Source organism: Oceanibaculum nanhaiense, from assembly GCF_002148795.1.
Lineage (GTDB): Bacteria > Pseudomonadota > Alphaproteobacteria > Oceanibaculales > Oceanibaculaceae > Oceanibaculum > Oceanibaculum nanhaiense.
Map to the genome: position 1 here is coordinate 109537 of NZ_MPOB01000003.1, position 23477 is coordinate 133013.

22 protein-coding genes and 1 pseudogene are annotated in these 23477 nt (G+C 65.3%); 7 read left to right on the forward strand and 16 right to left on the reverse strand.

Going from position 1 to position 23477, the window contains the following annotated elements; all coding sequences use genetic code 11:
* Positions 1-9: 9 nt before the first annotated feature.
* From BKM74_RS19065 to BKM74_RS05820, 4 genes are read right to left on the reverse strand one after another with little or no spacing between them, the layout of a single operon-like run.
* Positions 10-921 (reverse strand): energy transducer TonB family protein, encoded by a 912-nt coding sequence (locus tag BKM74_RS19065; protein ID WP_086464759.1) that lies wholly within the window; start codon positions 919-921, stop codon positions 10-12.
* Positions 918-1367 carry an ExbD/TolR family protein gene (locus tag BKM74_RS05810; protein WP_086464760.1) on the reverse strand — a complete coding sequence of 150 codons (450 nt, stop codon included), beginning with the start codon at positions 1365-1367 and terminating at the stop codon, positions 918-920. The genes BKM74_RS19065 and BKM74_RS05810 overlap by 4 nt, the downstream gene beginning before the upstream one ends.
* Positions 1367-1771, reverse strand: coding sequence for an ExbD/TolR family protein (locus BKM74_RS05815; protein WP_086464761.1), 405 nt, complete (start codon positions 1769-1771; stop codon positions 1367-1369). Before BKM74_RS05815 ends, BKM74_RS05810 begins: the two co-directional genes overlap by 1 nt.
* On the reverse strand, positions 1752-2525 hold the full coding sequence (locus BKM74_RS05820) for a MotA/TolQ/ExbB proton channel family protein (protein ID WP_086464762.1): 774 nt from the start codon (positions 2523-2525) through the stop codon (positions 1752-1754). The genes BKM74_RS05815 and BKM74_RS05820 overlap by 20 nt, the downstream gene beginning before the upstream one ends.
* A gap of 199 nt (positions 2526-2724) precedes the next feature.
* Here BKM74_RS05820 and BKM74_RS05825 point away from each other — a divergent pair, with 199 nt between their 5' ends.
* The 3 genes from BKM74_RS05825 (at position 2725) to BKM74_RS05835 (ending at position 8090) form a co-directional block, all read left to right on the forward strand.
* Positions 2725-3579 carry a class I SAM-dependent methyltransferase gene (locus BKM74_RS05825; RefSeq protein WP_176342412.1) on the forward strand — a complete coding sequence of 285 codons (855 nt, stop codon included), beginning with the start codon at positions 2725-2727 and terminating at the stop codon, positions 3577-3579.
* Positions 3580-3810: 231 nt separating this feature from the next.
* On the forward strand, positions 3811-4911 hold the full coding sequence (locus BKM74_RS05830) for an efflux RND transporter periplasmic adaptor subunit (RefSeq protein WP_086464763.1): 1101 nt from the start codon (positions 3811-3813) through the stop codon (positions 4909-4911).
* Positions 4908-8090, forward strand: coding sequence for an efflux RND transporter permease subunit (locus BKM74_RS05835; protein ID WP_086464764.1), 3183 nt, complete (start codon positions 4908-4910; stop codon positions 8088-8090). Before BKM74_RS05830 ends, BKM74_RS05835 begins: the two co-directional genes overlap by 4 nt.
* Here the strand turns inward: BKM74_RS05835 and BKM74_RS05840 are convergent.
* The 3 genes from BKM74_RS05840 to BKM74_RS05850 are packed head-to-tail and all read right to left on the reverse strand — an operon-like array spanning position 8080 to position 10348.
* On the reverse strand, positions 8080-8688 hold the full coding sequence (locus BKM74_RS05840; protein ID WP_086464765.1) for a CDP-alcohol phosphatidyltransferase family protein: 609 nt from the start codon (positions 8686-8688) through the stop codon (positions 8080-8082). The two genes, BKM74_RS05835 and BKM74_RS05840, sit on opposite strands and share 11 nt — an antisense overlap.
* A complete protein-coding gene (gene pssA / locus BKM74_RS05845; RefSeq protein ID WP_245825831.1) occupies positions 8685-9590 on the reverse strand; it encodes a CDP-diacylglycerol--serine O-phosphatidyltransferase in 906 nt (301 codons plus the stop codon). The genes BKM74_RS05840 and pssA overlap by 4 nt, the downstream gene beginning before the upstream one ends.
* Positions 9590-10348, reverse strand: a complete 759-nt coding sequence (locus BKM74_RS05850; protein WP_407668671.1) for a phosphatidylserine decarboxylase — start codon at positions 10346-10348, stop codon at positions 9590-9592. The genes pssA and BKM74_RS05850 overlap by 1 nt, the downstream gene beginning before the upstream one ends.
* A 99-nt stretch (positions 10349-10447) precedes the next feature.
* Here BKM74_RS05850 and BKM74_RS05855 point away from each other — a divergent pair, with 99 nt between their 5' ends.
* A complete protein-coding gene (locus BKM74_RS05855; RefSeq protein WP_086464767.1) occupies positions 10448-10927 on the forward strand; it encodes a hypothetical protein in 480 nt (159 codons plus the stop codon).
* Between the two features lie 6 nt (positions 10928-10933).
* Here BKM74_RS05855 and BKM74_RS05860 read toward each other — a convergent pair whose 3' ends face one another.
* The gene (locus BKM74_RS05860; protein WP_245825832.1) at positions 10934-12136 is read right to left on the reverse strand and encodes a LysM peptidoglycan-binding domain-containing protein; all 1203 of its coding nucleotides are present in this window, start codon (positions 12134-12136) and stop codon (positions 10934-10936) included.
* A 243-nt stretch (positions 12137-12379) separates the two neighbouring features.
* On the opposite strand from BKM74_RS05860, the gene BKM74_RS05865 reads away from it, so the two are divergent.
* Entirely contained in the window at positions 12380-13078 is a 699-nt protein-coding gene (locus BKM74_RS05865) for a cytochrome b/b6 domain-containing protein (RefSeq protein ID WP_086464768.1), read from the forward strand.
* Positions 13079-13082: 4 nt separating this feature from the next.
* Here BKM74_RS05865 and BKM74_RS05870 read toward each other — a convergent pair whose 3' ends face one another.
* Positions 13083-13580 (reverse strand): c-type cytochrome, encoded by a 498-nt coding sequence (locus BKM74_RS05870; RefSeq protein WP_086464769.1) that lies wholly within the window; start codon positions 13578-13580, stop codon positions 13083-13085.
* Positions 13581-13799: 219 nt separating this feature from the next.
* Here BKM74_RS05870 and BKM74_RS05875 point away from each other — a divergent pair, with 219 nt between their 5' ends.
* Both BKM74_RS05875 and BKM74_RS05880 read left to right on the forward strand, forming a co-directional pair.
* Complete coding sequence (locus BKM74_RS05875; RefSeq protein WP_086465058.1) at positions 13800-14384, forward strand: LOG family protein; 585 nt, start codon at positions 13800-13802, stop codon at positions 14382-14384.
* 106 nt (positions 14385-14490) lie between these two features.
* Positions 14491-15705, forward strand: a complete 1215-nt coding sequence (locus tag BKM74_RS05880) for an NADP-dependent isocitrate dehydrogenase (protein ID WP_086464770.1) — start codon at positions 14491-14493, stop codon at positions 15703-15705.
* Between the two features lie 64 nt (positions 15706-15769).
* Here the strand turns inward: BKM74_RS05880 and BKM74_RS05885 are convergent, their stop codons facing one another.
* From BKM74_RS05885 to recA, 7 genes and pseudogenes are all read right to left on the reverse strand, one after another.
* Positions 15770-16609, reverse strand: coding sequence for a lysozyme family protein (locus tag BKM74_RS05885; protein ID WP_086464771.1), 840 nt, complete (start codon positions 16607-16609; stop codon positions 15770-15772).
* A gap of 38 nt (positions 16610-16647) precedes the next feature.
* Positions 16648-17016: pseudogene (locus tag BKM74_RS05890) on the reverse strand (type II toxin-antitoxin system death-on-curing family toxin); the annotation flags it as partial.
* 22 nt (positions 17017-17038) lie between these two features.
* On the reverse strand, positions 17039-17206 hold the full coding sequence (locus tag BKM74_RS18700) for a hypothetical protein (protein ID WP_176342413.1): 168 nt from the start codon (positions 17204-17206) through the stop codon (positions 17039-17041).
* Positions 17207-17244: 38 nt separating this feature from the next.
* The gene (locus tag BKM74_RS05895) at positions 17245-18423 is read right to left on the reverse strand and encodes a vWA domain-containing protein (RefSeq protein ID WP_086464773.1); all 1179 of its coding nucleotides are present in this window, start codon (positions 18421-18423) and stop codon (positions 17245-17247) included.
* A gap of 21 nt (positions 18424-18444) precedes the next feature.
* A complete protein-coding gene (locus tag BKM74_RS05900) occupies positions 18445-19290 on the reverse strand; it encodes an AAA family ATPase (RefSeq protein WP_086465059.1) in 846 nt (281 codons plus the stop codon).
* A 17-nt stretch (positions 19291-19307) separates the two neighbouring features.
* Positions 19308-21980, reverse strand: coding sequence for an alanine--tRNA ligase (gene alaS, locus BKM74_RS05905; RefSeq protein WP_086464774.1), 2673 nt, complete (start codon positions 21978-21980; stop codon positions 19308-19310).
* Between the two features lie 289 nt (positions 21981-22269).
* Entirely contained in the window at positions 22270-23349 is a 1080-nt protein-coding gene (recA, locus tag BKM74_RS05910) for a recombinase RecA (protein ID WP_086464775.1), read from the reverse strand.
* Positions 23350-23477: the final 128 nt, after the last annotated feature.

Genomic DNA, 23477 nt, shown 5'->3' on the forward strand with positions numbered 1-23477 from the left:
AGCCAGCCTCTAACGGAGATAGAAGGCGACCGGCACCACCAGCTCCAGATTGGCCTGGTGGATTTCCGGCGGCAGCGGCGGGAAGGGCGAGGCGCGCTCGACCATTTCCCGCACCGCCTCGTCCAGCACGGCATGGCCGGAGCCGCGCTCCAGCCGGAAGGACAGCACCTTGCCTTCGCGGTCCATCACGAAGCGCAGCACCGCCGTCCCCTCGATGCGGCGCAGCTGCGCCCGGCGCGGATATTCCTTGTGGCGTTCCAGCCAGGCCTGCACCAGCGCCAGATAATCGGCGGACGATCCCGGCATGCCGCCGCCCGCAGATGCCGAAGTGCTGTTCGTGGCGCCGGCATTCCGCGAATCCTGCGAGCCTGACTTGCCGGCGGACCCGGCGACCGAGGGCGCCGGCGCGGGTTCGCTCTGCACAGGGGCCGGTTCCGCCTTAGCGACCTGCTGGGGTGCGGGTTTCACCGGCTTCGGCGATTCCGGCTTCTTCACCACCGGCTTTACCGGCGGCGGCGGTGGCACCTCGGCCATCTTCACCTGCTTCGCCTCGTCCCGGACTTTCACCGTCTCGACCGGCTTCACCGGTTCGATGGGCTTCACCGGTTCCACGGGCGTTACCGGTTCAAGGGGGCGCGCTTGTTCGACCGGCGTAACCGGCACGTCCGGCACTTCTGCCGTCTCGACCGGCTTTGCCGTCTCCGTCACTTCGGTCGGTTTCACCGTCTCGGTGGCCTCGACGGCGCGTGCCTCGCTGCCCGGCGCGCCACCCATCGGCGCCAGCGCCACCTCGACGCCGCCGAGGCCAGCCTGCGCCGTGCCCTTGTCCTCGCTGAAATCGACGAAGAAGGCGAGCGCGCTGCCGTGAATCGCCAGCGAGGCAATCAGTCCGGCCAGCTTGGCGCGCGGAGAGAGTCTCATGGCGCGGTTCCTGCCTTCGTCGTCAGCAGCGACAGTTTCTCGATGCCGGCGGCGCGCAGGCTTTCCATCACCTCGATCACCCGGTCGGCCTCGGCCTGCTGATCGGCCTTCAGCCGCAGCACCGCGCCGTCCTTGGCATGCTCCGCCAGCGCCGCCGGCAGCGCCTCCAGTTCCATCGGCTTGCCGTCGAAGGCGATCCGGCCATCGGCGCCAACCAGCACGGTCAGCGTCGAGCCATCCGGCAGGCTTTCCGAGGCGGAATCCGGCGGCGTCACCTCGAACGGGTCGATCTGCGACAGCTTGCCGGCCAGCATGAAGAAAATCAGCAGCAGGAACACGACATTGATGAGCGGGATGATGCCCTCGTCGGAATTCCGCTCGCGGTGGCGGCCAGAGGCGAATAGGCCGCGGCGCGCGCCCTTGCCGCCCTGATTCAGAATGGCCATCACCGCCCCCGTACCAGCGAGACGTCCTTGATACCGGTCGCGGCAACCAGATCCAGCACCGCCACCGCGCGCTGCATCACCACGCCGCGCTCCGGCCGCACCAGCACGCGCTGGTCCGGCTTGCGCGCCAGGGCGGCCTGCAGCCGCGCCTGCAACTGCTCGCCAGACAGCGCCTCGCCCGCCAGGTCGAGTGTCCCGTCGGCGCGCAGGCGCACCAGCATGGCGCCTTCCATATCCGGTGTCGCGACCGCCTGCCCCGGCGTGTTCAGCGTGATGGTCCGCCAGTCGAGAAAGCTGGAGGCCAGCATGAAGAAGATCAGCAGGATGAAGACGACGTCGATCAGCGGCGTCAGACTGATGATCTGCCGGCGCTTCGCCGGAAGGCTACTCCGCAGGCTGTGCATGCGGCTGGCGCAGGCCCGCGGCCTCACGCTCCTGATATCCGGAAGCCTGTGGCATGGTAAAAAGCCGGGTCACCGCATCGTCCATTGTGTGCGCCGCGCGCTCGACGATGCGTTCCAGCCAGTTCAGCATGGCGACAGCGGGAATCGCCACCGCCAGGCCGACCGCCGTGGTCAGCAGCGCCACCCAGATGCCGCCAGACAGGATGGCCGGGTTCACATTGCTGCCGGCAGCTTCCATCTGCCGGAAGGCGTCGATCATGCCCAGCACCGTGCCGAACAGGCCGAGCAGCGGGCTCAACGTCGCAATAACCTCGATGACGCGCAGGTAGGAACGCAGCTCCTCCAGCCGGGCGCTGCCGATGCGGGCGACTTCCTCGCGGATGCGGTCCTCGGCGATGCGATGGCGGAACCCGTCGATGGCGACCGCCATGATCTCGGCGACCGGGCTGCGCACGCCGCGCAGCATCGCCAGCGCCTCGGCCGGGCGGCCATTGCGCAGCTGGGTCAGCGCCGGCTCGACGAAGCCCCGGCTCCACAGCCGTGCCGACTGGAACTGCAGCAGCTTCATGATGAAGATGGCCAGCGCCACCACCGAGAAGGCCAGCAGGATCACCACCACCGGGCCGCCGGCCTGGATCAGCTGAAGCGCCTGATCAAGCGCGCCGGGGGGCGGCGCCCCCAGAGCAGCCGAGGCGGCATCGGACGGCATGGTTCCGGCAAGCGCGGCCGGGGCCTGCGGGGTCGTCTCGTTCATTCTCGTATCCTGTTCCTGCGGCGCTGTACGGGCATCCCAAAGCGGCCTGATGCAAGGCCGCCCCCAGCGAGATGCGCGCATCATAGTGAGATTGCGAGTTGATTGCAAACGAGCCTTTATTGCAGTGCGTGCAAGGCTGTCATGGTCTCCCGCACCGGCTGGCGCTATACCGGGAAAGAAGAAGAACAGGGAGGACATTATGAGCGGCGACGCGACGGAAGACGGTTTCAAGGAACGCCAGCGGCAGAACTGGAACGACCGCGGCATCGGTTGGGACAAGCGCGCCGAGGAAATGGCGGAGATGGCCCGCCGGCTGAACGAACCGCTGCTGGACCTGGTCGGCATCGCCGCCGGCCAGCGCGTGCTGGATCTCGCCTCCGGCGCCGGGGAACCGGCGTTGACCATCGCGGAATTGATCGGCGACACCGGCCATGTCACCGCGACCGATCTGGCCGAGGGCATGCTGGCCGGTGCAAGACGCCGCGCCGCCGACCGGGGCCTCGGCAATATCGGCTTCGAGATCGCCGATGCCGAATCCCTGCCCTTCCCCGATGCCGGAATTGACCGCGTTACCTGCCGCTTTGGCCTGATGTTCTTCCCTGACAAGCTGAAGGCGCTGCGGGAATGTCTGCGCGTGCTGACGCCCGGCGGGCGCGCCGGCTTCATGGTCTGGGGACCGCTGACCGACAATGCGGTGTTCCAGATCAACATGGCGGCGGTGCAGGAAGTGATGGGGCCGCAGGACGAAACTTTCCTCGAAATGCCCTTCATTCTTGGCCAGCCCGGCGTGCTGGTCGGGCTGCTGGAACAGGCCGGCTTTACCGGTGTCGAGGAACAGGTGATCCAGGCCCGCCGCAAGGCACCGGGCGACCAGCCCTTCTGGCGCACCAACCTGGACATGTCCTTCGGCCGGCTGTGGATGGAGGCCGGTGCCGCCGAACGCGACGCGGTCGAGGCGGCGGTGGTCCGGCGGCTGCAGGAATATCGCGAGGGCGATCACTACCGTCTGCCGGTGCATGTCCGATACGCGGCGGGCGGCAAACCCAGCGCCTGACAGGAGCAAATCACCAATTAGGCATATGTGGTTCAGCGAAATATTTCGTAACGATATCCTGATTGATACAGTTGGATGTCGCTCCTATAGTCCGCGCCAATGTCGGCAAGCAAGGCTGTCTATGGCACGGCAATGGCCTATCTTGAGGGCAACCGGTCTTGAGGCCAACCGGCACCGGCTGCTGTCGGAAATCTCCTCTTCTGCCACCGCGCTCAAAGGGAAAACCGAGCGATGAAATCCTCAATCTGGATCGCCATCCTGTTCGCGGTGGCAGCCACGCTGTGGATCGCTTCCGGCCAGTTCGGCGATGCCGCCGACGCGCCGTCCGGGACGCCCCGGCAGGAGACGCAGGCCGCCCTGCCCGGCGTGCAATTCATTGTCTCCGAGACGCAGGCACACCGCCGCGAGCTGACGATCAACGGCCATACCGAAGCGGAACGCCGGGTGATGCTGCGCGTCGAGACCGACGGGCGGATTGCCGAGATCGGGGTTGAGAAAGGCAAGCGAGTCGCCGCCGGCGAGGTCATCGCGCGCATCGCGCTGGACAGCCGTGAGGCAGTCCGGGCCGAGGCACGTGCACTGGTGCGTCAGCGCGAGGCCGAATTCAGCGCCTCCAAGCAGCTGGCCGGCAAGGGTTTCCGTTCCGACACCAACCTCGCCCAGACGCAGGCGCTGCTGGATTCGGCACGGGCCGCGCTAGCGCGCATCGAGGTCGATATCGCCAACACGACCATCCGCGCGCCCTTCGACGGCGTGCTGAACGACCGCATGGTCGAGGTTGGCAATTACGTGCAGGCCGGCGACGAGGTGGCGCAGATCGTCGATACCGACCCGATGCTGGTTGTCATCGAAGTGCCGGAAACCCATGCCCTTTCCCTCGCGCTCGGCGACCTGGCCGAAGTGCGCTTCTCCAACGGCGAAACCCGCACCGCGGTCATCCGCTTCATCGCCAGCGTCGCCAACAGCGCCACCCGCACCTTCCGCGTGGAGGCCGAACTGGACAATCGGGATGGCAGCATCCGCGACGGGCTGACGGCTGCGGTGAAGCTGTCTCTGGACACCGTGCCGGCGCATTTCATCACCCCCGCCATCCTGACCCTGAACGATGCCGGGCAGTTGGGCGTGAAGCTGGTGGATGAGGCCGGAACCGTTGCCTTCCGGCCGGTCCGGATCATTGCCAGCGAGACCGACGGCGTCTGGCTGGCGGGCCTGCCGGAGCGCGCCCGCCTGATCGTGGTCGGGCAGGAATTCGTTGCCGAGGGCCAGAAGGTCGAGGCCGTGCGTTCGGAGAATTTTGCCGGCGCCTATGCCACGGGCGGAGCGCCGAAATGAACCTGATCGACGCCGCCATCGCCCGGGCGCGTACCACCATCGCGGTGCTGGTACTGATCCTGATCGCGGGAACCGTCGCCTATATCGACATTCCCAAGGAATCCGATCCGGACATCAACATCCCCACCATCTATGTCAGCCTGGTGCATGAGGGCATCTCGCCGGAGGATTCCGAGCGGCTGCTGCTGCGGCCGATGGAGCAGGAGCTGAAATCCATTGAGGGCGTGAAGGAGATGCGCTCCACCGCCTATGAGGGCGGCGGCTTCGTGCTGCTGGAGTTCGATGCCGGCTTCAATGCCGACAAGGCGCTGGACGATGTGCGCGAGAAGGTGGACATCGCCAAGTCCGAACTGCCGACGGAAACCGAGGAACCGAGCATCACCGAGGTAAATTTCAGCCTCTTCCCGGTGCTGGTCGTCACCCTTTCCGGGCCGGTGCCGGAGCGCACGCTGGTCCGCCTCGCCCGCGAGCTGCGCGACGAGATCGAAGGCATCCCCTCGGTACTGAATGTCGATATCGCCGGCGACCGTGAGGAGCTGGTGGAAATCCTGATCGATCCGCTGAAGCTGGAAAGCTATGGCCTACGGTCCGATGACATCCTCACCTTCATCGACCGGTCCAACCGGCTGATCGCCGCCGGCGCGCTGGATACCGGCAGCGGCCGCTTCCCGGTAAAGGTGCCGGGCCTGTTTGAGACCGCCGACGACATCCTGGACATGCCGCTGAAGACGGAGGGCGACGCGGTGGTGCGCGTGCGCGACGTGGCCGAGGTGCGCCGCACCTTCAAGGATCGCGAATCCGTCGCCCGGCTGGATGGCGAGCCGGCGGTGGGGCTGCAGGTCACCAAGCGCACCGGCGAGAACATCATCGAGACCATCGAGGCGGTGCGCGCGCTGTCGGAGCGGCAGAAGCAGTTCTGGCCGGAGACGGTGAAGGTCACCTACAGCCAGGACCGCTCGAAGGATATCCGCACCATGCTGTCGGACCTTCAGAACAACGTCATCAGCGCGGTTCTGCTGGTGATGATCGTCATCGTCGGCGCGCTGGGGCTGCGCTCCGCCGGGCTGGTGGGCATCGCCATTCCGGGCTCCTTCCTGCTGGCCATCCTGGTGATCTTCACCATGGGCATCACCATCAACATCGTGGTGCTTTTCGCCCTGATCCTGGCCGTCGGCATGCTGGTGGACGGCGCCATCGTGCTGACCGAGTTCGCGGACCGCAAGATGGCCGAGGGCCAGTCGCCGAAGCGCGCCTATGCCCGCGCCGCCAAGCGCATGGCCTGGCCGATCATCGCCTCCACCGCGACCACGCTGGCGGCCTTCCTGCCGCTGCTGTTCTGGCCGGGCGTGGTGGGCGAGTTCATGAAATTCCTGCCGATCACGCTGATCGCCACCCTGTCGGCCTCGCTGCTGATGGCGCTGATCTTCGTGCCGACGCTGGGCGCCTTCATCGGCAAGCCGGGCGGCGCGCTCGACCCCGAGAAGGCCCGGGCACTGAGCGCCGAGGCGACGGATGACGACAACGACACCGTCGATCTGACACAGGTGAAGGGCCAGACCGGCCTGTATATCCGCACGCTGGACAAGGCGCTGAAGCACCCCGGCAAGGTCGTGCTGGCTGCTCTCGCCACGCTTGTTTTCGTCCAGTGGTATTATGCCACGCATGGCCACGGCGTTGAATTCTTCCCCGAAGTCGAGCCGGAGCAGGCGCAGATTCTGGTGCATGCGCGCGGCAACCTCTCCATCGATGAGAAGCAGCAGCTTGCCATTCTGGTGGAACGGGAAGTGCTGGCGATCGATGCCTTCGAGTCGGTCTATTCCTCGATCGGCACCCAGCCGCGCAGCGGCCAGGACAAGGCCGAGGATGTCATCGCCACCATCTCGGTCGAGTTCAAGGACTGGGACAAACGCCCGCCGGCCAACGATATCCTGGCCGAGATCGTGGAACGGTCGCGCAAATATCCTGGCATCTTCGTCGAGCCGCAGAAGCAGGAGGCCGGCCCACCGGTCGGCAAGCCCGTTGCGCTGGAGATCAGTGCCCTCGACGTCGCGCTGCTGGAGCCCGCGGCGGCGCTGATCCGCGCGAAGTTCGACAGCATGCAGGGCCTGGCCAATATCGAGGACAGCCGTCCAATCCCCGGCATCCAGTGGGCCATCGACGCCGACCGTGCCCAGGCCGCCAAGTTCGGCGTCGATCTCAGCATGATCGGCAATTATGTGCGCCTTGTCACCAACGGGCTGAAAGTCACCGAATACCGGCCCAATGACAGCGACGAGGAAATCGACATCGTCGTGCGCTTCCCGACCGAATACCGGAATCTCGACCGCTTCGGCCAGCTGCGCATCCAGACCGCGCAGGGGCTGATCCCGATCAGCAATTTTGTTACCGAGCAGCCGGAACAGAAGGTCGGCGAGCTGAAGCGCGTGGACGGGCGGCGCATCATGTCGGTGAAGGCCGATGTGCAACCCGGCGTTCTGGCCGACGACAAGGTGCGGGAACTGCGCGCCTGGCTGCCGGATGCCGGCCTCGACCCGCGCGTCGAGGTGAGCTTCAAGGGCGAGGACAAGGAACAGGCCGAGGCGCAGCAATTCCTGGTGCGCGCCTTCGCCATCGCCCTGTTCATCATGGCGGTCATCCTGCTGACGCAGTTCAACAGCTTCTACAGCGCCTTCCTGATCCTCTCGGCGGTGATCCTCTCCACCATCGGCGTGATGATCGGCCTGCTGGTGATGAACAAGCCGTTCGGCATCGTCATGAGCGGCGTCGGCGTCATCGCGCTGGCCGGCATCGTGGTGAACAACAACATCATCCTGATCGACACCTACGACCTGATGCGCAAGCAGGGCGTGCCCGCGCACGAGGCGCTGCTGCGCACCGGCGCCCAGCGCCTGCGGCCGGTGTTCCTGACCACGCTGACCACCATTCTGGGGCTGATGCCGATGGTGCTGCAGATGAACATCGACTTCATCAGCCGCGAGGTCAGCATCGGCGCGCCCTCGACGCAATGGTGGGTGCAGCTCTCCACGGCCATCGTCTTCGGGCTGGCCTTCGCCACGGTCCTCACACTCGTCATCACGCCATCGGCGCTGAAGGTCCGGGCCAATGTCAGCGACTGGCGGAAAAACCGGCGGCAGAAGCGCGAGGAGAAGAAGGCATCCGCGCTGGCTGTTAAGGGGTAAAATCGCGCCGCGCGGCCAGGATTCGGGTCGCGGTGGTGAGCCAGCACAGCGACCCGAAGCCATAGGCCAGTACCGGAAACCAGCCCGGCCACAGGCAGATGGCGACGAACAGGGCGATGGTCTCCGCCCCTTCCGTCAGCCCGCCCAGGTAATAGAGCGATTTCGGGCCGCGCTCCGTGCTGGTGCGGCCGCGCTTCGCCGCCATCACGGCATAGGCCAGGAAGCTCGATCCCGTGCCCATGAAGCTGAAGATAAGGAAACAGGCAGCCAGCGCGTTCGCCGCCGGATCGGCCAGCGCGAAGCCCAGCGCGATGCCGGCGTAGAAGATGAAATCCAGCACGATATCGAGATAGCCGCCGAAATCGGTGGCACCGCGCCGCCGGGCAATGGCCCCGTCCAGCCCGTCCGACAGTCGGTTCAGCAGGATCAGCGCCAGCGCCGCGCCATAGGCCTGCACGGCCAGAGCCGGCAGCGCCAGCATGCCGGCCGCAAAGCCGGCAACCGTCATGGCATTCGCCGAGACTCCGCAGCGCGACAGAAAGCCGCCAGCCCTATCCAGCGGGCGATCAATCACCCGGCGCAGCGCGGCGTCGATCATGTGCCGGGGTTCGAGGTCCCCGGTCGCGGATCCCCATCGGCCGCTTTCCCGTCGGCAGGCGCCGTATCGCCAGGAGTATCGCCCTCTAGGTCTGCCTCATGATCAGCCACCATCTGCTCCGCCTCGGCCTTCAGCCGGCGGTAGGAGCGGATGGAAAACGGAATGCACAGCAGATAGAGCAGGCCCAGCCCCGACAGGGTGCGCCACGGCGCGTTCACCATCGCCGCCACCAGCAGCCCGACCACGATCAGCATCGGGATCACCAGCCCTTGCGGGATGCGCGCATTCTTGCCCGAATAAGTCGGGATCGAGCTGACCATCAGCAGGCCAATGAAGAACACCCAGGCAATCACCAGGGCCGGGTGCTTCAGCACCGCGTCCTGCCCCAGATCGAAGGACAGGACCATCGGCAGCAGCGCAAGCCCCGCCCCCGCCGGCGCCGGCACGCCGGAAAAATAATTATAGGCATAGGCCGGCAGGTCAGGGTCGCCCAGCTTGGTGTTGAAACGCGCCAGCCGCAACGCCGCGCAGGTGGCGAAGAACAGCACCACAGCCCAGCCGAACCCGGCAACCCCGTTCATTGCCCACATATACAAGACCACGGCAGGCGCCACGCCGAAGCTGATGAAATCGGACAGCGAATCAAGTTCCGCGCCGAACTTGCTGGAGGCCTTCAGCAGCCGTGCCATGCGTCCGTCCAGCCCGTCCAGGATGGCGGCGGCGAAAATCGCGATGGCCGCCTGATGCCATTCGCCGTTCAGCGCGAAGCGGATCGAGGTCAGCCCGGCGCACAGCGCCAGCACCGTCAGGATGTTCGGGATCAGCCGGTTGATCGACAGCCCCTTCAGGCGCGGCGCCCGGCGATGCCGCCTGTGTCCTCCGCCCTGCCGCAACCCGACCACTAGCGAATCTCGCCCAGGCGGTCCGGCTCGGCGGAGGTCAGGTCGGCGATCACCGTTTCGCCGGCGATCATCCGCTGCCCCAGCACCGCCAGCGAGGCGGCGCTGGCCGGCAGATAGACATCGACCCGGCTGCCGAAGCGGATCAGGCCATAGCGCTCGCCCGCGCGCAGGGTGGCGCCCTCGGCGGTCTTGCAGACGATGCGGCGGGCCACCAGGCCGGCGATCTGCACGCTGCCGACCTTGGTGCCGTCGGCCATCTCGACAACCATGCCGTGCCGCTCATTCTGCTCGCTCGCCTTGTCCAGCGAGGCGTTGAAGAACTTGCCGGGGCGATAGGCCAGGCGCGACACCTTGCCGTCCACCGGCGCACGGTTCACATGCACGTCGAACACATTCATGAAGATGCCGATCTTCAGCATCGGCGCATCGCCCAGCTCCAGATCGGCCGGCGCCGGGGCCTTGCCGACATAGCACACAACACCATCGGCCGGGCTGATCACCAGGCCGGGACGGCTTGGCGTCACCCGGTCCGGATCGCGGAAGAAATAGACGCACCACAGCGTCAGGATCACACCGGCCCAGCCCAGCGGATCGGAGATGGCGAACAGGACCAATGTGCCAACCGCGAATATCCCGATGAAGGGCCAGCCTTCCCGCGCAATCGGCACCAGAATCGATTTCAACACGCCATTTCCTTTCTCGTTTCCCGTCGAGACCCTAGCATATGGGCATTCGCACGCGGAGAGTACACAGCGAATCGGCCAACGCAATCGTCGCGGTTTTAACCCTTCCTTAGGAGCTTGACACTATCCTTCAGCGTGACAGTTTGAGCCTATCCTCCCCGGAGTCGAAAGCAGATGCTGATGGACGCCGCCAGCCCCTTCCGTGCCGTTCTCAACCACGTCCCCGACGAGTTCGATCTGCGGACTTTCGTGAAGGTTGCCAACAGCGGCGACGGCGCGCCTCATAATGCCCGGCCCTTTCAGTTCGCCTTCGACTGCGACGGCGTGACCTACATCGCGCAGCTGAACGACCGTGAGGGCGAAGCCCGCCTGTCGATGCGCGCGCTGATCGGCATCCTGCCCTACAGCAGCGAATCGACGGTACGCCGGCGCGCCATCCTGGAAGCCCTGCGGGCCATCGGCATCAAGGAAGAAACCCAGCTGCTGGTCGATCCAAGGCAGCGCATCCGGCTGGATGTCGAACTGCCGCTGGACGGCCCGCCGACGCCCAGCCTGCTGATCGCGAAAGTGGCGCTGTTCCTCGCCAGGCTGCGCGACCATATCGGCCAGATGTCCACGCTCTCCCTGCCGGATACGAGCGACAAGAACGCCTAGGCGCTTTTAATTCACCTGAGGCAGCACGAAGACCTGTCCCGGATAGATCAGGTCAGGATCGCGAATCTGATCGCGATTGGCGCCATATATCTGTGTGAAGGCCATGCCATCGCCATAGGTGCGCCGGGCGATCCGCCAGAGATTATTCCCCGGCTGAATGACCACTACCCGGCCTTCGAGAAGGCCCGACAGCGGCTCCGACCGGGCGAAGGGCAGTTCCACCCGCGCCACCACCTTGCCGTCCGGGGCCAGCCGGTCCACGCGCAGCCGGTAGGTGCCGGCCGCCACTTCCTGCCCGGGCTGGAAGCGCCAGTTCCCCTTGTCGTCAGCCTTCGCGTCGCCCAGCAGCTTGTCATCAAGATAGACACGGACCTGCCCGTCCGGTTCGGTGCGGCCGCTGAAGATCACCGCGCCCTTGGCATCGTAATCGACGATATCGACACTGACCGGCATGTCGGTCTTCCGGCCAGTCTCGGGCAGGCTGACCACGGACGGGCCTGTCGCCGGTTCCGGCTTCGGCTCGGTTGGGCTGGAGGTGGCAAGTTTGGGATCGGCGGGTTCGGGCGCGACCGGCTGCGCCTGCGCCGGCGATTGCTGTTGCGGCTGTTGCTGCTTCGGCACCGCCGGCGCCTGCAAGACCCTGGACGGGCCGGTTCCCTCGCGCGGCACCACCATCGCCAGCGGTGTTTGCGGCGCGGCACTCGGCTGGCCGGCAATATCCTTCTGCGGCTCCGGCACCGCCAGCACGACCACATCCTTCGACTGCAGCCGGCTGCCATCCGGCAATTCGGCTTCGAGCGTCAGCTGCCGGTTGCCCGGCGGCAGCGGCTCCTTCGGCAGCAGCACCCATTCGCCGCGCTGGTCGGCCTGGATCTCGCCGATCACCGTGTCGCCATCCCGCACCGTGACCTTAGCATTCGGTGCGGCCCGGCCAGCGATCACTGCATCGCCCTTGGGGTTGACCCGCACCACATCGAAGCTGGGGGCGCGCGGGGCCGGGGTCTGTTCCGGCACGGCGGGCGGCGTCTGCGATACTGTTGCAGGGGCAGCCGAGGCAGGCGTTTCGCGCTGCTGCGCCGGTGCGGCGGGGGGCGCGGCGGGGGCTGCCTGCTGCGGCGCATCCTCCGCAGTCAGCAGGAAGTTCAGCGCCAATGCCGCCAGAACGACAATCACACCAATCACGCCAATGATGAAAGGACGTCGCAGCATCGTCAGCAAACCACGGTTTTATGAGAATACATTGCGTGCGCCCCCAATAGCGGCCGGTTCTCCGGCCAGTTTTATGCCGTAGCGCAAACCCTATATCGGGACAGTCTCAAGCGCAATTGCAGGTGCGCGCGAACATGCCGCCAGCTTGCTCTTGCGAGGCTGGCGGGCTCTTGCGAGGTTGCCGGTTGCCAGCCATCTTGTTTTGCCATCTTGTTCCGGCACATATTTTCACGGGAAACGCCCATGCACGATCCTGCCGAGACCGCCACCCTGCGCCGCGCCCTGGTCTGGGATCTGCCGACAAGATTGTTTCACTGGCTGCTGGCCGGCGCCATCGTCGGCGCCTATTGGACCGGGGAGTTCGGCGGCTTCGACAAGACCTGGCACATGCGCTTCGGCTACGCCGTACTGGCGCTGGTGGTCTTCCGCATCCTGTGGGGATTGTTCGGCAGCCGCACCGCGCGCTTCGCCAGCTTCCTGCGCGGGCCAGGCACGGTATGGGCCTATCTGCGCACCTTTGGCAGCCGCCACGCGCATCCTACCGACACCCATAATCCAATGGGTGCGCTGTCGGTCATCGCCCTGTTGCTGGCGGCATTGGCGCAAGCCGGCAGCGGCCTGTTCGCTTCCGACGATATTCTGACCGAAGGCCCGCTGAACGGGCTGTTCTCCGGCGCAGTCGATAGCATCGCCAACCGCACCCACGCCATCGCGGTCTGGTTCCTGATCGCGCTGGTCGTGCTGCATCTGGCGGTGATTGCCTATTACCGGATCTACAAGCGCGAAAACCTGGTCACCGCCATGGTGACCGGCCGCAGGGATCTGCCCCCCGGCCTTGGCATGGAAAGGCCGGCGAGCCTGTGGCTTGCCGGCCTGTTCGTCGCGATCTCCGCGGGCTGCGTCTATTTCACCGTGGAAATACTGCCGCCCCTGCTGCGTTGAGGTGTTACTTCGCCCGATAGGTGTCGTGGCAGGCCTTGCAGGATCCGCCGATGGCGGCGACATGCTTGCCGAGATCGCCCTGCGCCAGGGAGCCGGAGGCCGAGGCCAGCGCGGCGGTGGCGGTCTGCAGCGCTTCCAGCTTCTTCTGGAAGTCGGCGCTGTCGGTAAAGGCCACCGGCAACGTCCGGCTGCCCTCGATCTGCCCCTGCGCCGTGCCCTGAATGAAGCCCTCGCCCAGCATGCTGGAAAGCGCCGCCATGGCGGCCGCGCGCTCGGAAAGCTGCTTCTGATCGAACGGCGCCTCGCCCTTGGCCATGGCGACCACCGGGCCAAAATGCCAGGCAAGGCCGGTCAGGACGCCCTTGCGGTACTTCAGGGCATCCTCAGGCTTGCGGTCGGCGGCGACGGCTGCGCCGGCAAGCACACTGCCGGCAAGCACGCCAGCCGCACAGAAAGCGGTAATGGCGAAACGCAGGGTTTTAGTCATCTGGGCCTTGCTCATCTGGTTCTCCTCGGTTCGACCGACTCAAATTGGCTAGCACGCAATTATCGCGGCGGCCCGCGCTGCACAGGGGCGCCACGGCTGGAAGCATCTCCGTTTTCCGGGACAGCGTAAAGCCGGACCGGCCCCCGCCATACTGTCCGATGCGGCGTACACGCGTTTGTGATCACCTTCACTGCACGGTTGACCGGGCTGCGCGGCAATGCGATATCGCGGCGCATGGAAAACATCCGATCCCTTTGCGTCTATTGCGGCTCCTCCGGCCGCGTCAATCCCGCTTACAAGCAGGCTGCCCGCGCCCTTGGCGAGAGAATGGCGAAAGCCGGCATCGAGCTGGTCTATGGCGGCGGCAAGGTGGGGCTGATGGGCGAAGCCGCCGATGCGGCGCTGTCCGCCGGCGGCCGCGTCACCGGCATCATTCCCCGGCATCTGATGCGTCTGGAGGTTGGCCATGGCGGCGCCACCGAGCTGATCGTCGTGGAGACCATGCACGAGCGCAAGATGATCATGTTCGAGCGCTCCGACGCCTTCATCGTACTGCCCGGCGGTCTCGGCACGCTGGACGAGACCTTTGAGATGGCCACCTGGCGGCAGCTGAAGCTGCATGCCAAGCCAATCATCGTGATCGATGTGAAGGGCTATTGGACCCCCCTGCAATCCATGATCGAGCACATGATCGCAGAAGGTTTCGTGAATGAGCAGCATCGCGCGTTGCTGCGTTTCGTGCCCGATATCGACGCCGCCTTCGCCGTCCTGGCCGAGGTGCCGGAGCCGATCCCCGGTCCCGAAGTCAAGTGGCAGTGATCAGCCATCCGCAACCGGCTATTGCACCGTACGGGCGGCCTGATATTGTGCGCCGCGTCTAATAAAGGCGCGCCGGCCCCGACGCGTCGGTAAGAGGAGAAAACGCATGGCGAAAATCAAGGTTAAGAATCCGATCGTCGAACTCGACGGCGACGAGATGACCCGCATCATCTGGCAGATGATCAAGGACAAGCTGATCCTGCCCTATCTCGACGTCGATCTGAAGTATTACGACCTCGGCATCGAAGCCCGGGACAAGACCGACGACCAGATCACCATCGATTCCGCCAATGCGATCAAGAAGTACGGCGTGGGCGTGAAGTGCGCCACCATCACCCCGGACGAAGACCGGGTGAAGGAATTCGGCCTGAAGAAGATGTGGCGGTCGCCGAACGGCACCATCCGCAACATTCTGGGCGGTACCGTGTTCCGCCAGCCGATCATCTGCCAGAACGTGCCGCGCCTGGTGCCGGGCTGGACCCAGCCCATCGTCATCGGCCGCCATGCCTTCGGCGACCAGTACCGCGCCACCGACTTCAAGGTGCCCGGCCCCGGCAAGCTGACCATGACCTTCCAGCCGGCCGATGGCGGCCCGGCCCAGACCTACGACATCTATGACTTCGCATCGAGCGGCGTCGCCATGGGCATGTATAATCTGGACGATTCGATCCGCGATTTCGCCCGCGCCTGCTTCAATTACGGCCTCGATCTCGGCTGGCCGGTCTATATGTCCACCAAGAACACCATCCTGAAAGCCTATGACGGCCGCTTCAAGGACCTGTTCCAGGAAGTGTTCGACGCGGATTTCGCTTCGAAGTTCAAGGCCAAGGGCCTGACCTACGAGCATCGCCTGATCGACGACATGGTGGCCTGCGCCATGAAGTGGTCCGGCGGCTATGTCTGGGCCTGCAAGAACTATGATGGCGACGTGCAGTCCGACACCGTGGCCCAGGGCTTCGGCTCGCTCGGCCTGATGACTTCGGTGCTGATGACCGCCGACGGCAAGACCGTCGAGGCCGAGGCCGCGCACGGCACGGTGACGCGCCATTACCGCCAGCACCAGCAGGGCAAGGAAACCTCGACCAACCCGATCGCCTCGATCTTCGCCTGGACGCGTGGCCTCGCCTTCCGCGCCAAGATGGACGAGACGCCGGAAGTCGCGAAGTTCGCCGATACGCTGGAGAAGGTCTGCATCCAGACCGTCGAATCCGGCCAGATGACCAAGGATCTGGCGATCCTGATCAGCCCGGACCAGCCCTGGCTGACCACCAACCAGTTCCTCGATGCACTGGACAAGAACCTGCAGAAGGCGATGGCCTGAGCGCCATCCCTTCTGGGAACACAGAAAGGGCGCCGTTCATCTGGCGCCCTTTTTCTTTACAGAATTAACGGGTTACGAGACTTTCCGGAACCGCCTGGAAAGTCTCCGGCGTGTGCACCACACGCTTGCGGTAGGCGGCAAGGCCACCGCTCGCCGCGGCCGCGTCGCGCTGCGCCACCTGCTGCCGGGCACCGGCGGCGATGCGCGCCGAGGCCGGAACAGCAGCCGCGGTTTCCGCCGCACCGCCACTCTTCGCCCAGACCGGCATCATGGTCGGAAGCTGCCGGCGCGCCGCCGAGCGCGCGGTTTCGGAGAAGCGAACCTCCTCTTCCACGCTGGCATAATCATTGTCGCCCACGCCCTGCCACAGCCGCAGCACCTTGGCGCGGTAGCGCTGGTTGAATTCCGGCGTGGCGGAATGGTAATAGCCGACCGCATTCTGCCAGCTGCGCCGTTCCTCCTTCAGCCGCGACAGGAAGTCGGCGGCATAGGCGACATTGGCCTCCGGCTCGAAGGCGTCTGCCAGGCCGGCGAAGGCCTTGCCATGCCAGTACAAATTCACCTGCATGCAACCGACATCGATGGATTTGATCCCGCGCCCCTGCAACCGGCGCACGGCGGCAATCGCTGCCGCCTTGGTGGGGTAATAATTGCCCTCCCCTTCCGCCGTCACGGTCCAGGGCCAGGGCACGCCCTGCTCGGCCCTGGTGTCCCAGCGGCCGGATTCGGCAAGCCCCACGGCACGCAGGAAATTTCGCGGAATCCCGCGCGCCTGCTCGGTCCGGGCAATGGCCGCGCCGCACAGGTCAGGCAGCGAGCCGGCCGTCGTGCCGATAGCGTCAGCGCGCTGCGGCAGCAGCGCGGCACCGGCGAGGAGGATCAGAGTGAGGATCGTTTTCTTCATGGCACAGAGACATAAGCAACCCCCGTGCCAAGGCGGGGTTAGTCTATTGTAACGGCTTTCTCACGCACCCACACTGTCAACTCTTCAGCCCCTATTTCTCCGGCAGCCAAAGCGACGAAATTGCTTTCACCCTCTTCATCGGTCGTTTCGATGCGATAACCATTGGCGCGCAGAAACACCATAAGGCCTAGTGCAGCGATACGTTTGTTCCCGTCCACGAAACCATGATTCTTCGCAAGCCCATGGGCAAGAGAAGCGGCCAATGCGGCCATATCCGGCTGAGGGTCGCCGTAAGCCCAGAGCTGCATGGGCCGGGCAAGCGCGGATTCGATCAGGTTCATATCCCGGATACCGGGCGAGCCTCCATAGGCATCGATCAATTTTTGCTGAAGGCGAATGACATCATTGACGGAGAGCCAGACCGGCTCGTCATTTGGCGAGTGCCTTAAACATCTTGTCGTAACGCGTCATCGCTTCATCGGCAAAGGCGTCCAACTCCGTCGCGCTCACTTCCGGCTTTGCCGGACGAGGCGGAAGCGGCTTCACCGATGGCGCATCGGCATCGCGGACAGGTGCTTTATGGATCGACTTGCTCATATGCCTAATATAGCCCTCCGTCGCTGGCTGTACCAGCCCTAGCGCGTCAGCTCGCGGATGCCGCGGTCGAGCCCGTCGAGGGTAAGCGGGAACATGCGCCCGCCCATCATCTGGCGCAGAGCCTGGATCGATTCGAACCACGGCCAGCGCCCCTCCGCCACCGGGTTCAGCCAGATGGCGCGCGAATAGGTCTCCAGCAGCCGGTGCATCCACACCGCGCCGGCCTCCTCGTTCCAGTGCTCGACCGAGCCGCCGGGCTGGAAAACCTCGTAGGGACTCATCGAGGCATCGCCGACGAAGATCACGCGATAATCGGCGGGGTAGGTGCGCAGCACCTCGAAGGTCGGGATCTTGTCGGTGCCGCGCCGGCTGTTGTCCTTCCACACCCGCTCGTACGGGCAATTGTGGAAGTAGAAATATTCCATGTGTTTGAATTCGGCGCGCGCGGCGGAGAACAGCTCCTCGCAGACGCGGATATGGCCATCCATCGAGCCGCCGACATCGAAGAACAGCAGCAGCTTCACCGCATTGTGCCGTTCCGGGCGCATCTTCAGGTCGAGCAGCCCGGCATTGCGCGCGGTCGAGCGGATGGTGTCGTCGAGGTCCAGCTCGGTCGGCGCCCCTTGCCGGGCAAAGCGGCGCAGCCGGCGCAGCGCTACCTTGATGTTGCGGGTGCCGATCTCCACGCTGTCGTCGAGATTGCGGTAGGCGCGCTGGTCCCACACTTTCACCGCGCGGAAATTGCGGTTGCCTTCCTGGCCGACGCGCACGCCCTCGGGGTTATAGCCATAGGCGCCGAACGGCGAGGTACCGGCGGTGCCGATCCATTTATTGCCGCCCTGGTGACGCTTCTTCTGCTCCTCCAGCCGCTGGCGCAGCGTCTCCATCAGCTTGTCCCAGCCGCCCAGCGCCTCGATCTGGCGCTTTTCCTCCTCGGAGAGGTGCCGTTCGGCCAGCTTGCGCAGCCATTCCTCGGGAATTTCCGCGCCGAACACGCCGTCCAGCAGTTCCAGCCCTTTGAAGACATGGCCGAACACCTGGTCGAAGCGGTCGAGATGGCGTTCGTCCTTCACCATCGCGGCGCGGGAGAAATAATAGAAATTCTCGACCGAATAGCCGGGCACGCCGGCCTCGACGCCTTCCAGCAGGGTCAGATATTCGCGCAAAGACACCGGCACGCCGGCCTGGCGCAACTCAAGGAAGAAGCTGACGAACATCCGCCTCCTCCGATCCCGCGCCTAGCGGCCTTCGCGGCGGGCGAGGAAGGCCAGGCGCTCGAACAGCTGCACGTCCTGCTCGTTCTTCAGCAGCGCGCCATAGAGCGGCGGAATGGCGCTTTTCGCATCCTTGGCGCGCAGTGCCTCCGGCGGGATATCCTCGACCAGCAGCAGCTTCAGCCAGTCCAGCAGTTCCGAGGTGCCGGGCTTCTTCTTCAGGCCGGGCGCGTCGCGCAGCTCGTAGAAGCTGGCCAGCGCCTCGCGCAGCAGCGCCTGCTTGATGCCGGGAAAATGCATCTCGACGATGTCGGTCATCGTCTCCGCATCGGGGAAGCGGATGTAATGGAAGAAGCAGCGGCGCAGGAAGGCGTCCGGCAGTTCCTTCTCATTGTTCGAGGTGATGATGACGATGGGCCGGCGCGCCGCCTTCACCACTTCGCCGGTCTCATAGACGAAGAATTCCATGCGGTCGAGTTCCAGCAGCAGATCGTTCGGGAACTCGATATCCGCCTTGTCGATCTCGTCGATCAGCAGCACGGTGGGGCGCTCGGCGACAAAGGCCTCCCACAGCTTGCCGCGGCGGATGTAGTTGGCGATGTCCTTCACCTTCGCGTCGCCAAGCTGGCTGTCGCGCAGCCGGCTGACCGCGTCATATTCGTACAGCCCCTGCTGCGCCTTGGTGGTCGATTTCACATGCCATTCGATGAGATCGAGGCCAAGCGAGCGCGCCACCTCATGCGCCAGTACGGTCTTGCCGGTGCCGGGCTCGCCCTTCACCAGCAGCGGCCGCTGCAGCGTAATGGCGGCATTCACCGCCAGCGTCAGATCGGCGGTCGCGACGTAGGAATCGGTGCCGCCGAAGCGCAGAGTGCCGCCATCCATGATCAGGCCGCCGCCTTCGCCGCCAGTGCCTGTTCGATGGCCGCCAGTGCGCTGTCCGCCTTGTCGCCGTCCGGGCCGCCGGCCTGCGCCATATCGGGACGGCCGCCGCCGCCCTTGCCGCCCAGCGCCTCGGAGCCGACGCGCACGAAATCCACCGCGCTGAACCGGCCGATGAGGTCATCCGTCACCGCGACCACCAGCGACGCCTTGCCGTCCTGCACCGCGACCAGCGCCACGACGCCGGAGCCGATCTGCTGCTTCACCGCGTCGGCCATGCCCTTCAGCTCCTTGGCCGGCACGTCATCCAGCCGGCGCGCGGCATATTTCACCCCGCCGACATCGCGGGCACCGCCGGAATCGTCACCGCCACCACCGCCGCTGGCCATCTTCTTGCGCAGATCGACCAGCTCGCGTTCCAGCCGCCGGCGCTCCTCAACCAGCGCCGCAACGCGGGCCGGCAGTTCGGAGGGCGATGCCTTCAGCACGCCGGCAGTCTCCGCCAGCAGCGCTTCCTGCTGATCGATATGGGCCAGCGCGCCAATGCCGGTCACCGCCTCGATGCGGCGCACGCCGGCCGAGACGGCGCTTTCGCCGACGATCTTCAGGAAGCCGATATCGCCGGTGCGGCGCACATGGGTACCGCCGCACAGCTCGGTCGAGAAGCTGCCGAACTTGCCCTTTTCCGGTTCCGCACCGCCCATAGAGACGACGCGCACCTCCTCGCCATACTTCTCGCCGAACAGTGCCAGCGCCCCGGCCTCGACCGCCTCCTCCGGGGTCATCAGCGAGGTGTTCACCTCGGCATTCACCCGGATGCGGTTGTTCACCTCCGCCTCGACATCGCGGATTTCCTCGGGCGACAGTGCCTTCGGGTGGCTGATGTCGAAGCGCAGCCGGTCCGGCGCCACCAGCGAGCCCTTCTGCGTGACGTGGTCGCCCAGCCGGCGGCGCAGCGCCTCATGCAGCAGATGGGTCGCGGAATGGTTGGCGCGCAGCGCGTCGCGGCGCGTGGTGTCGATGCGGAACTCCGCCGTGTCGCCGGTCGTGACCTCGCCCTTCACCACCTCGCCGAGATGGACATGCAGCGCGCCCAACTTCTTCTGCGTGTCGGAGATGCGAATTTCAGCGCCATTGGCCGTGACGATGCTGCCGGCATCGCCCATCTGGCCGCCGGATTCGGCATAGAACGGCGTCTGGTTGGCGACCAGCGCCACCTTGTCGCCCGCCTTCGCGCTGTGTACCGGCTGGCCGTCCACCACCAGCGCCATGATCTGGCCCTCGGCGGCATCCTCGGCATAGCCCAGAAACTCGGTGGCGCCCGCCTTCTCGCGAATGTCGAACCATACCGTCTCGGTCGCCGCGTCACCGGACCCGGCCCAGGCGGCGCGGGCGGCGGCCTTCTGGCGCGCCATCGCGGTATCGAAGGCGGCGGTATCGACGCTGCCGCCCTGGCCGCGCAGGATGTCCTGCGTCAGGTCCAGCGGGAAGCCGAAAGTGTCGTACAGCTTGAAGGCGACATCGCCGGACAGCGTGCCGCCGGCGCCCAGACGGCCGGTTTCCTCCTCCAGCAGCTTCAGCCCGCGATCCAGCATCTGCTTGAAGCGGTTTTCCTCCAGCTTCAGCGTCTCGACGATCAGCGCCTGGGCGCGCAGCAGCTCCGGATAGGCCTCGCCCATCTGGCGCACCAGTGCGGGCACCAGACGCCACAGCAGCGGGTCGCGGCAGCCCAGCATGTGGGCGTGGCGCATGGCGCGGCGCATAATCCGGCGCAGCACATAGCCGCGACCCTCATTTGCCGGCAGCACACCGTCGGCAATCAGGAAGGAACTGGCGCGCAGATGGTCGGCGATCACCCGGTGCGAGGTCTTGAACGGCCCGTCGGCATCGACGCCGGACGCCTCGGCCGAGGCCTCGATCAGGGCGCGCATCAGGTCGATGTCGTAATTGTCGTGCTTGCCCTGCAGCACGGCGGTGATGCGCTCCAGCCCCATGCCGGTATCGATCGACGGGCGCGGCAGCGACACCCGGTCGCCCGGTGCGCGCTGGTCGAACTGCATGAACACCAGGTTCCAGATTTCGATGAAGCGGTCGCCATCCTCGTCCGGGCTACCCGGAGGCCCGCCGGGAATCTTGTCGCCATGGTCGTAGAAGATTTCCGAGCACGGGCCGCACGGGCCAGTATCGCCCATCTGCCAGAAATTGTCGGAGGTGCCGATGCGGATGATCCTGTCGTCGGTCAGGCCGGCGATCTTCTTCCACAGCCCGTGCGCCTGCTCGTCCTCGGCATAGACGGTGACCAGCAGCTTTTCCTTGGGCAGGCCGTATTCCCTGGTGATCAGGTTCCAGGCCAGCTCGATCGCCTGTTCCTTGAAATAATCGCCGAAGGAGAAATTGCCCAGCATCTCGAAGAAAGTATGGTGGCGCGCGGTATAGCCGACATTTTCCAGGTCATTATGCTTGCCGCCGGCGCGCACGCATTTCTGCGAGGTCGCGGCCCTGTCATAAGGCCGGGTCTCGGCGCCGGTGAAGACGTTCTTGAACTGCACCATGCCGGCATTGGTGAACAGCAAGGTGGGATCATTGCGCGGCACCAGCGGGCTGGAGGCAACGACCTCGTGCCCGTTGCGCGCAAAATACTCCAGGAAGGTCTTGCGGATATCGTTCGCCGTGTTCATGCGTGCAATCTTCTAGGTTCATTCAGGTTTCGCGTCGGTTACGGCCCGTCCGAGCCGGCCTGCCGTTTCTCGTGCCGTATTCCCCTATATCGTGCCATCCGGCGCCGTCGTGAAGCCCTGTCGATGCAGGCCTCCTCTACGACGCACACAGACGGCGCACATGGCAAGGCGGCGCGAACGGCCCGAGCCTGCCACGAGAGGCAGGCCAAGGCATCCACGCCGCCGATCACCAGCGGGTCTTCGCTTATACGGGCCGCCGGGAACACTGTCCAGCGGCGGAAGGCCGATCTTACTCCTCGGGCGTGTCGCCGTTATCCTCTTCCGGTGCGCCCATCAGCGCCTCGGAGACGATGCCGGCATTGGCCCGGATCTTCTGCTCGATCTCCTGCGCCATGGCGGTGTTCTCACGCAGGAAATTCTTGGCGTTCTCGCGGCCCTGGCCGATGCGCTGGCCATTGTAGGAGAACCAGGCGCCGGACTTCTCGACGATGTTGGCCTTCACGCCGAGATCGATCAGCTCGCCCATCTTCGACACACCCTCGCCATACATGATGTCGAACTCGACGACGCGGAACGGCGGCGCCACCTTGTTCTTCACCACCTTCACGCGGGTCTGGTTGCCCACCACCTCGTCCTTGTCCTTGATCGCGCCGATGCGGCGGATGTCGAGACGCACCGAGGCGTAGAATTTCAGCGCATGGCCGCCGGTCGTGGTCTCCGGATTGCCGAACATGACGCCGATCTTCATGCGGATCTGGTTGATGAAGATGACCATGCAGCGGGATTTCGAGATCGAGGCGGTCAGCTTGCGCAGCGCCTGGCTCATCAGCCGCGCCTGCAACCCGACATGGCTGTCGCCCATCTCGCCTTCCAGCTCGGCGCGCGGCACCAGGGCCGCCACGCTGTCCACCACCAGCACATCGATGGCGCCCGAGCGCACCAGCGTGTCGGCGATCTCCAGCGCCTGTTCGCCGGCATCGGGCTGGGAGATCAGCAATTCATCGATATTCACGCCCAGCTTGCGGGCATAGGACGGGTCCAGCGCATGTTCGGCATCGATGAAGGCGCAAGTGCCGCCGACCTTCTGCGCCTCGGCCACCGTATGCAGCGCCAGCGTCGTCTTGCCGGAGCTTTCCGGCCCGTAAATCTCGATCACGCGGCCGCGCGGCAGCCCGCCTATGCCCAGCGCGATATCAAGGCCGAGCGACCCGGTGGAAACCGAATCGATCTCCACCGCCGAATCGCGCTGACCCAGCTTCATGATCGAGCCCTTTCCGAATGCGCGCTCAATCTGGCCCAGCGCCGCATCCAGAGCCTTCTGCTTATCCATATTGTCCCCTTCGACGAGGCGGAGAAGTTGTGCCGACATGGCAATGCTCCCTGTTATTTCACAGCGCGGCGCCGACTGGCAACGCAGGGATCAATGTACATGATTTGTTCCCATTCGCAACAGGTTTTCCTGATTTGTTCTCAAAGCAACGGCTCGATAACCCCACT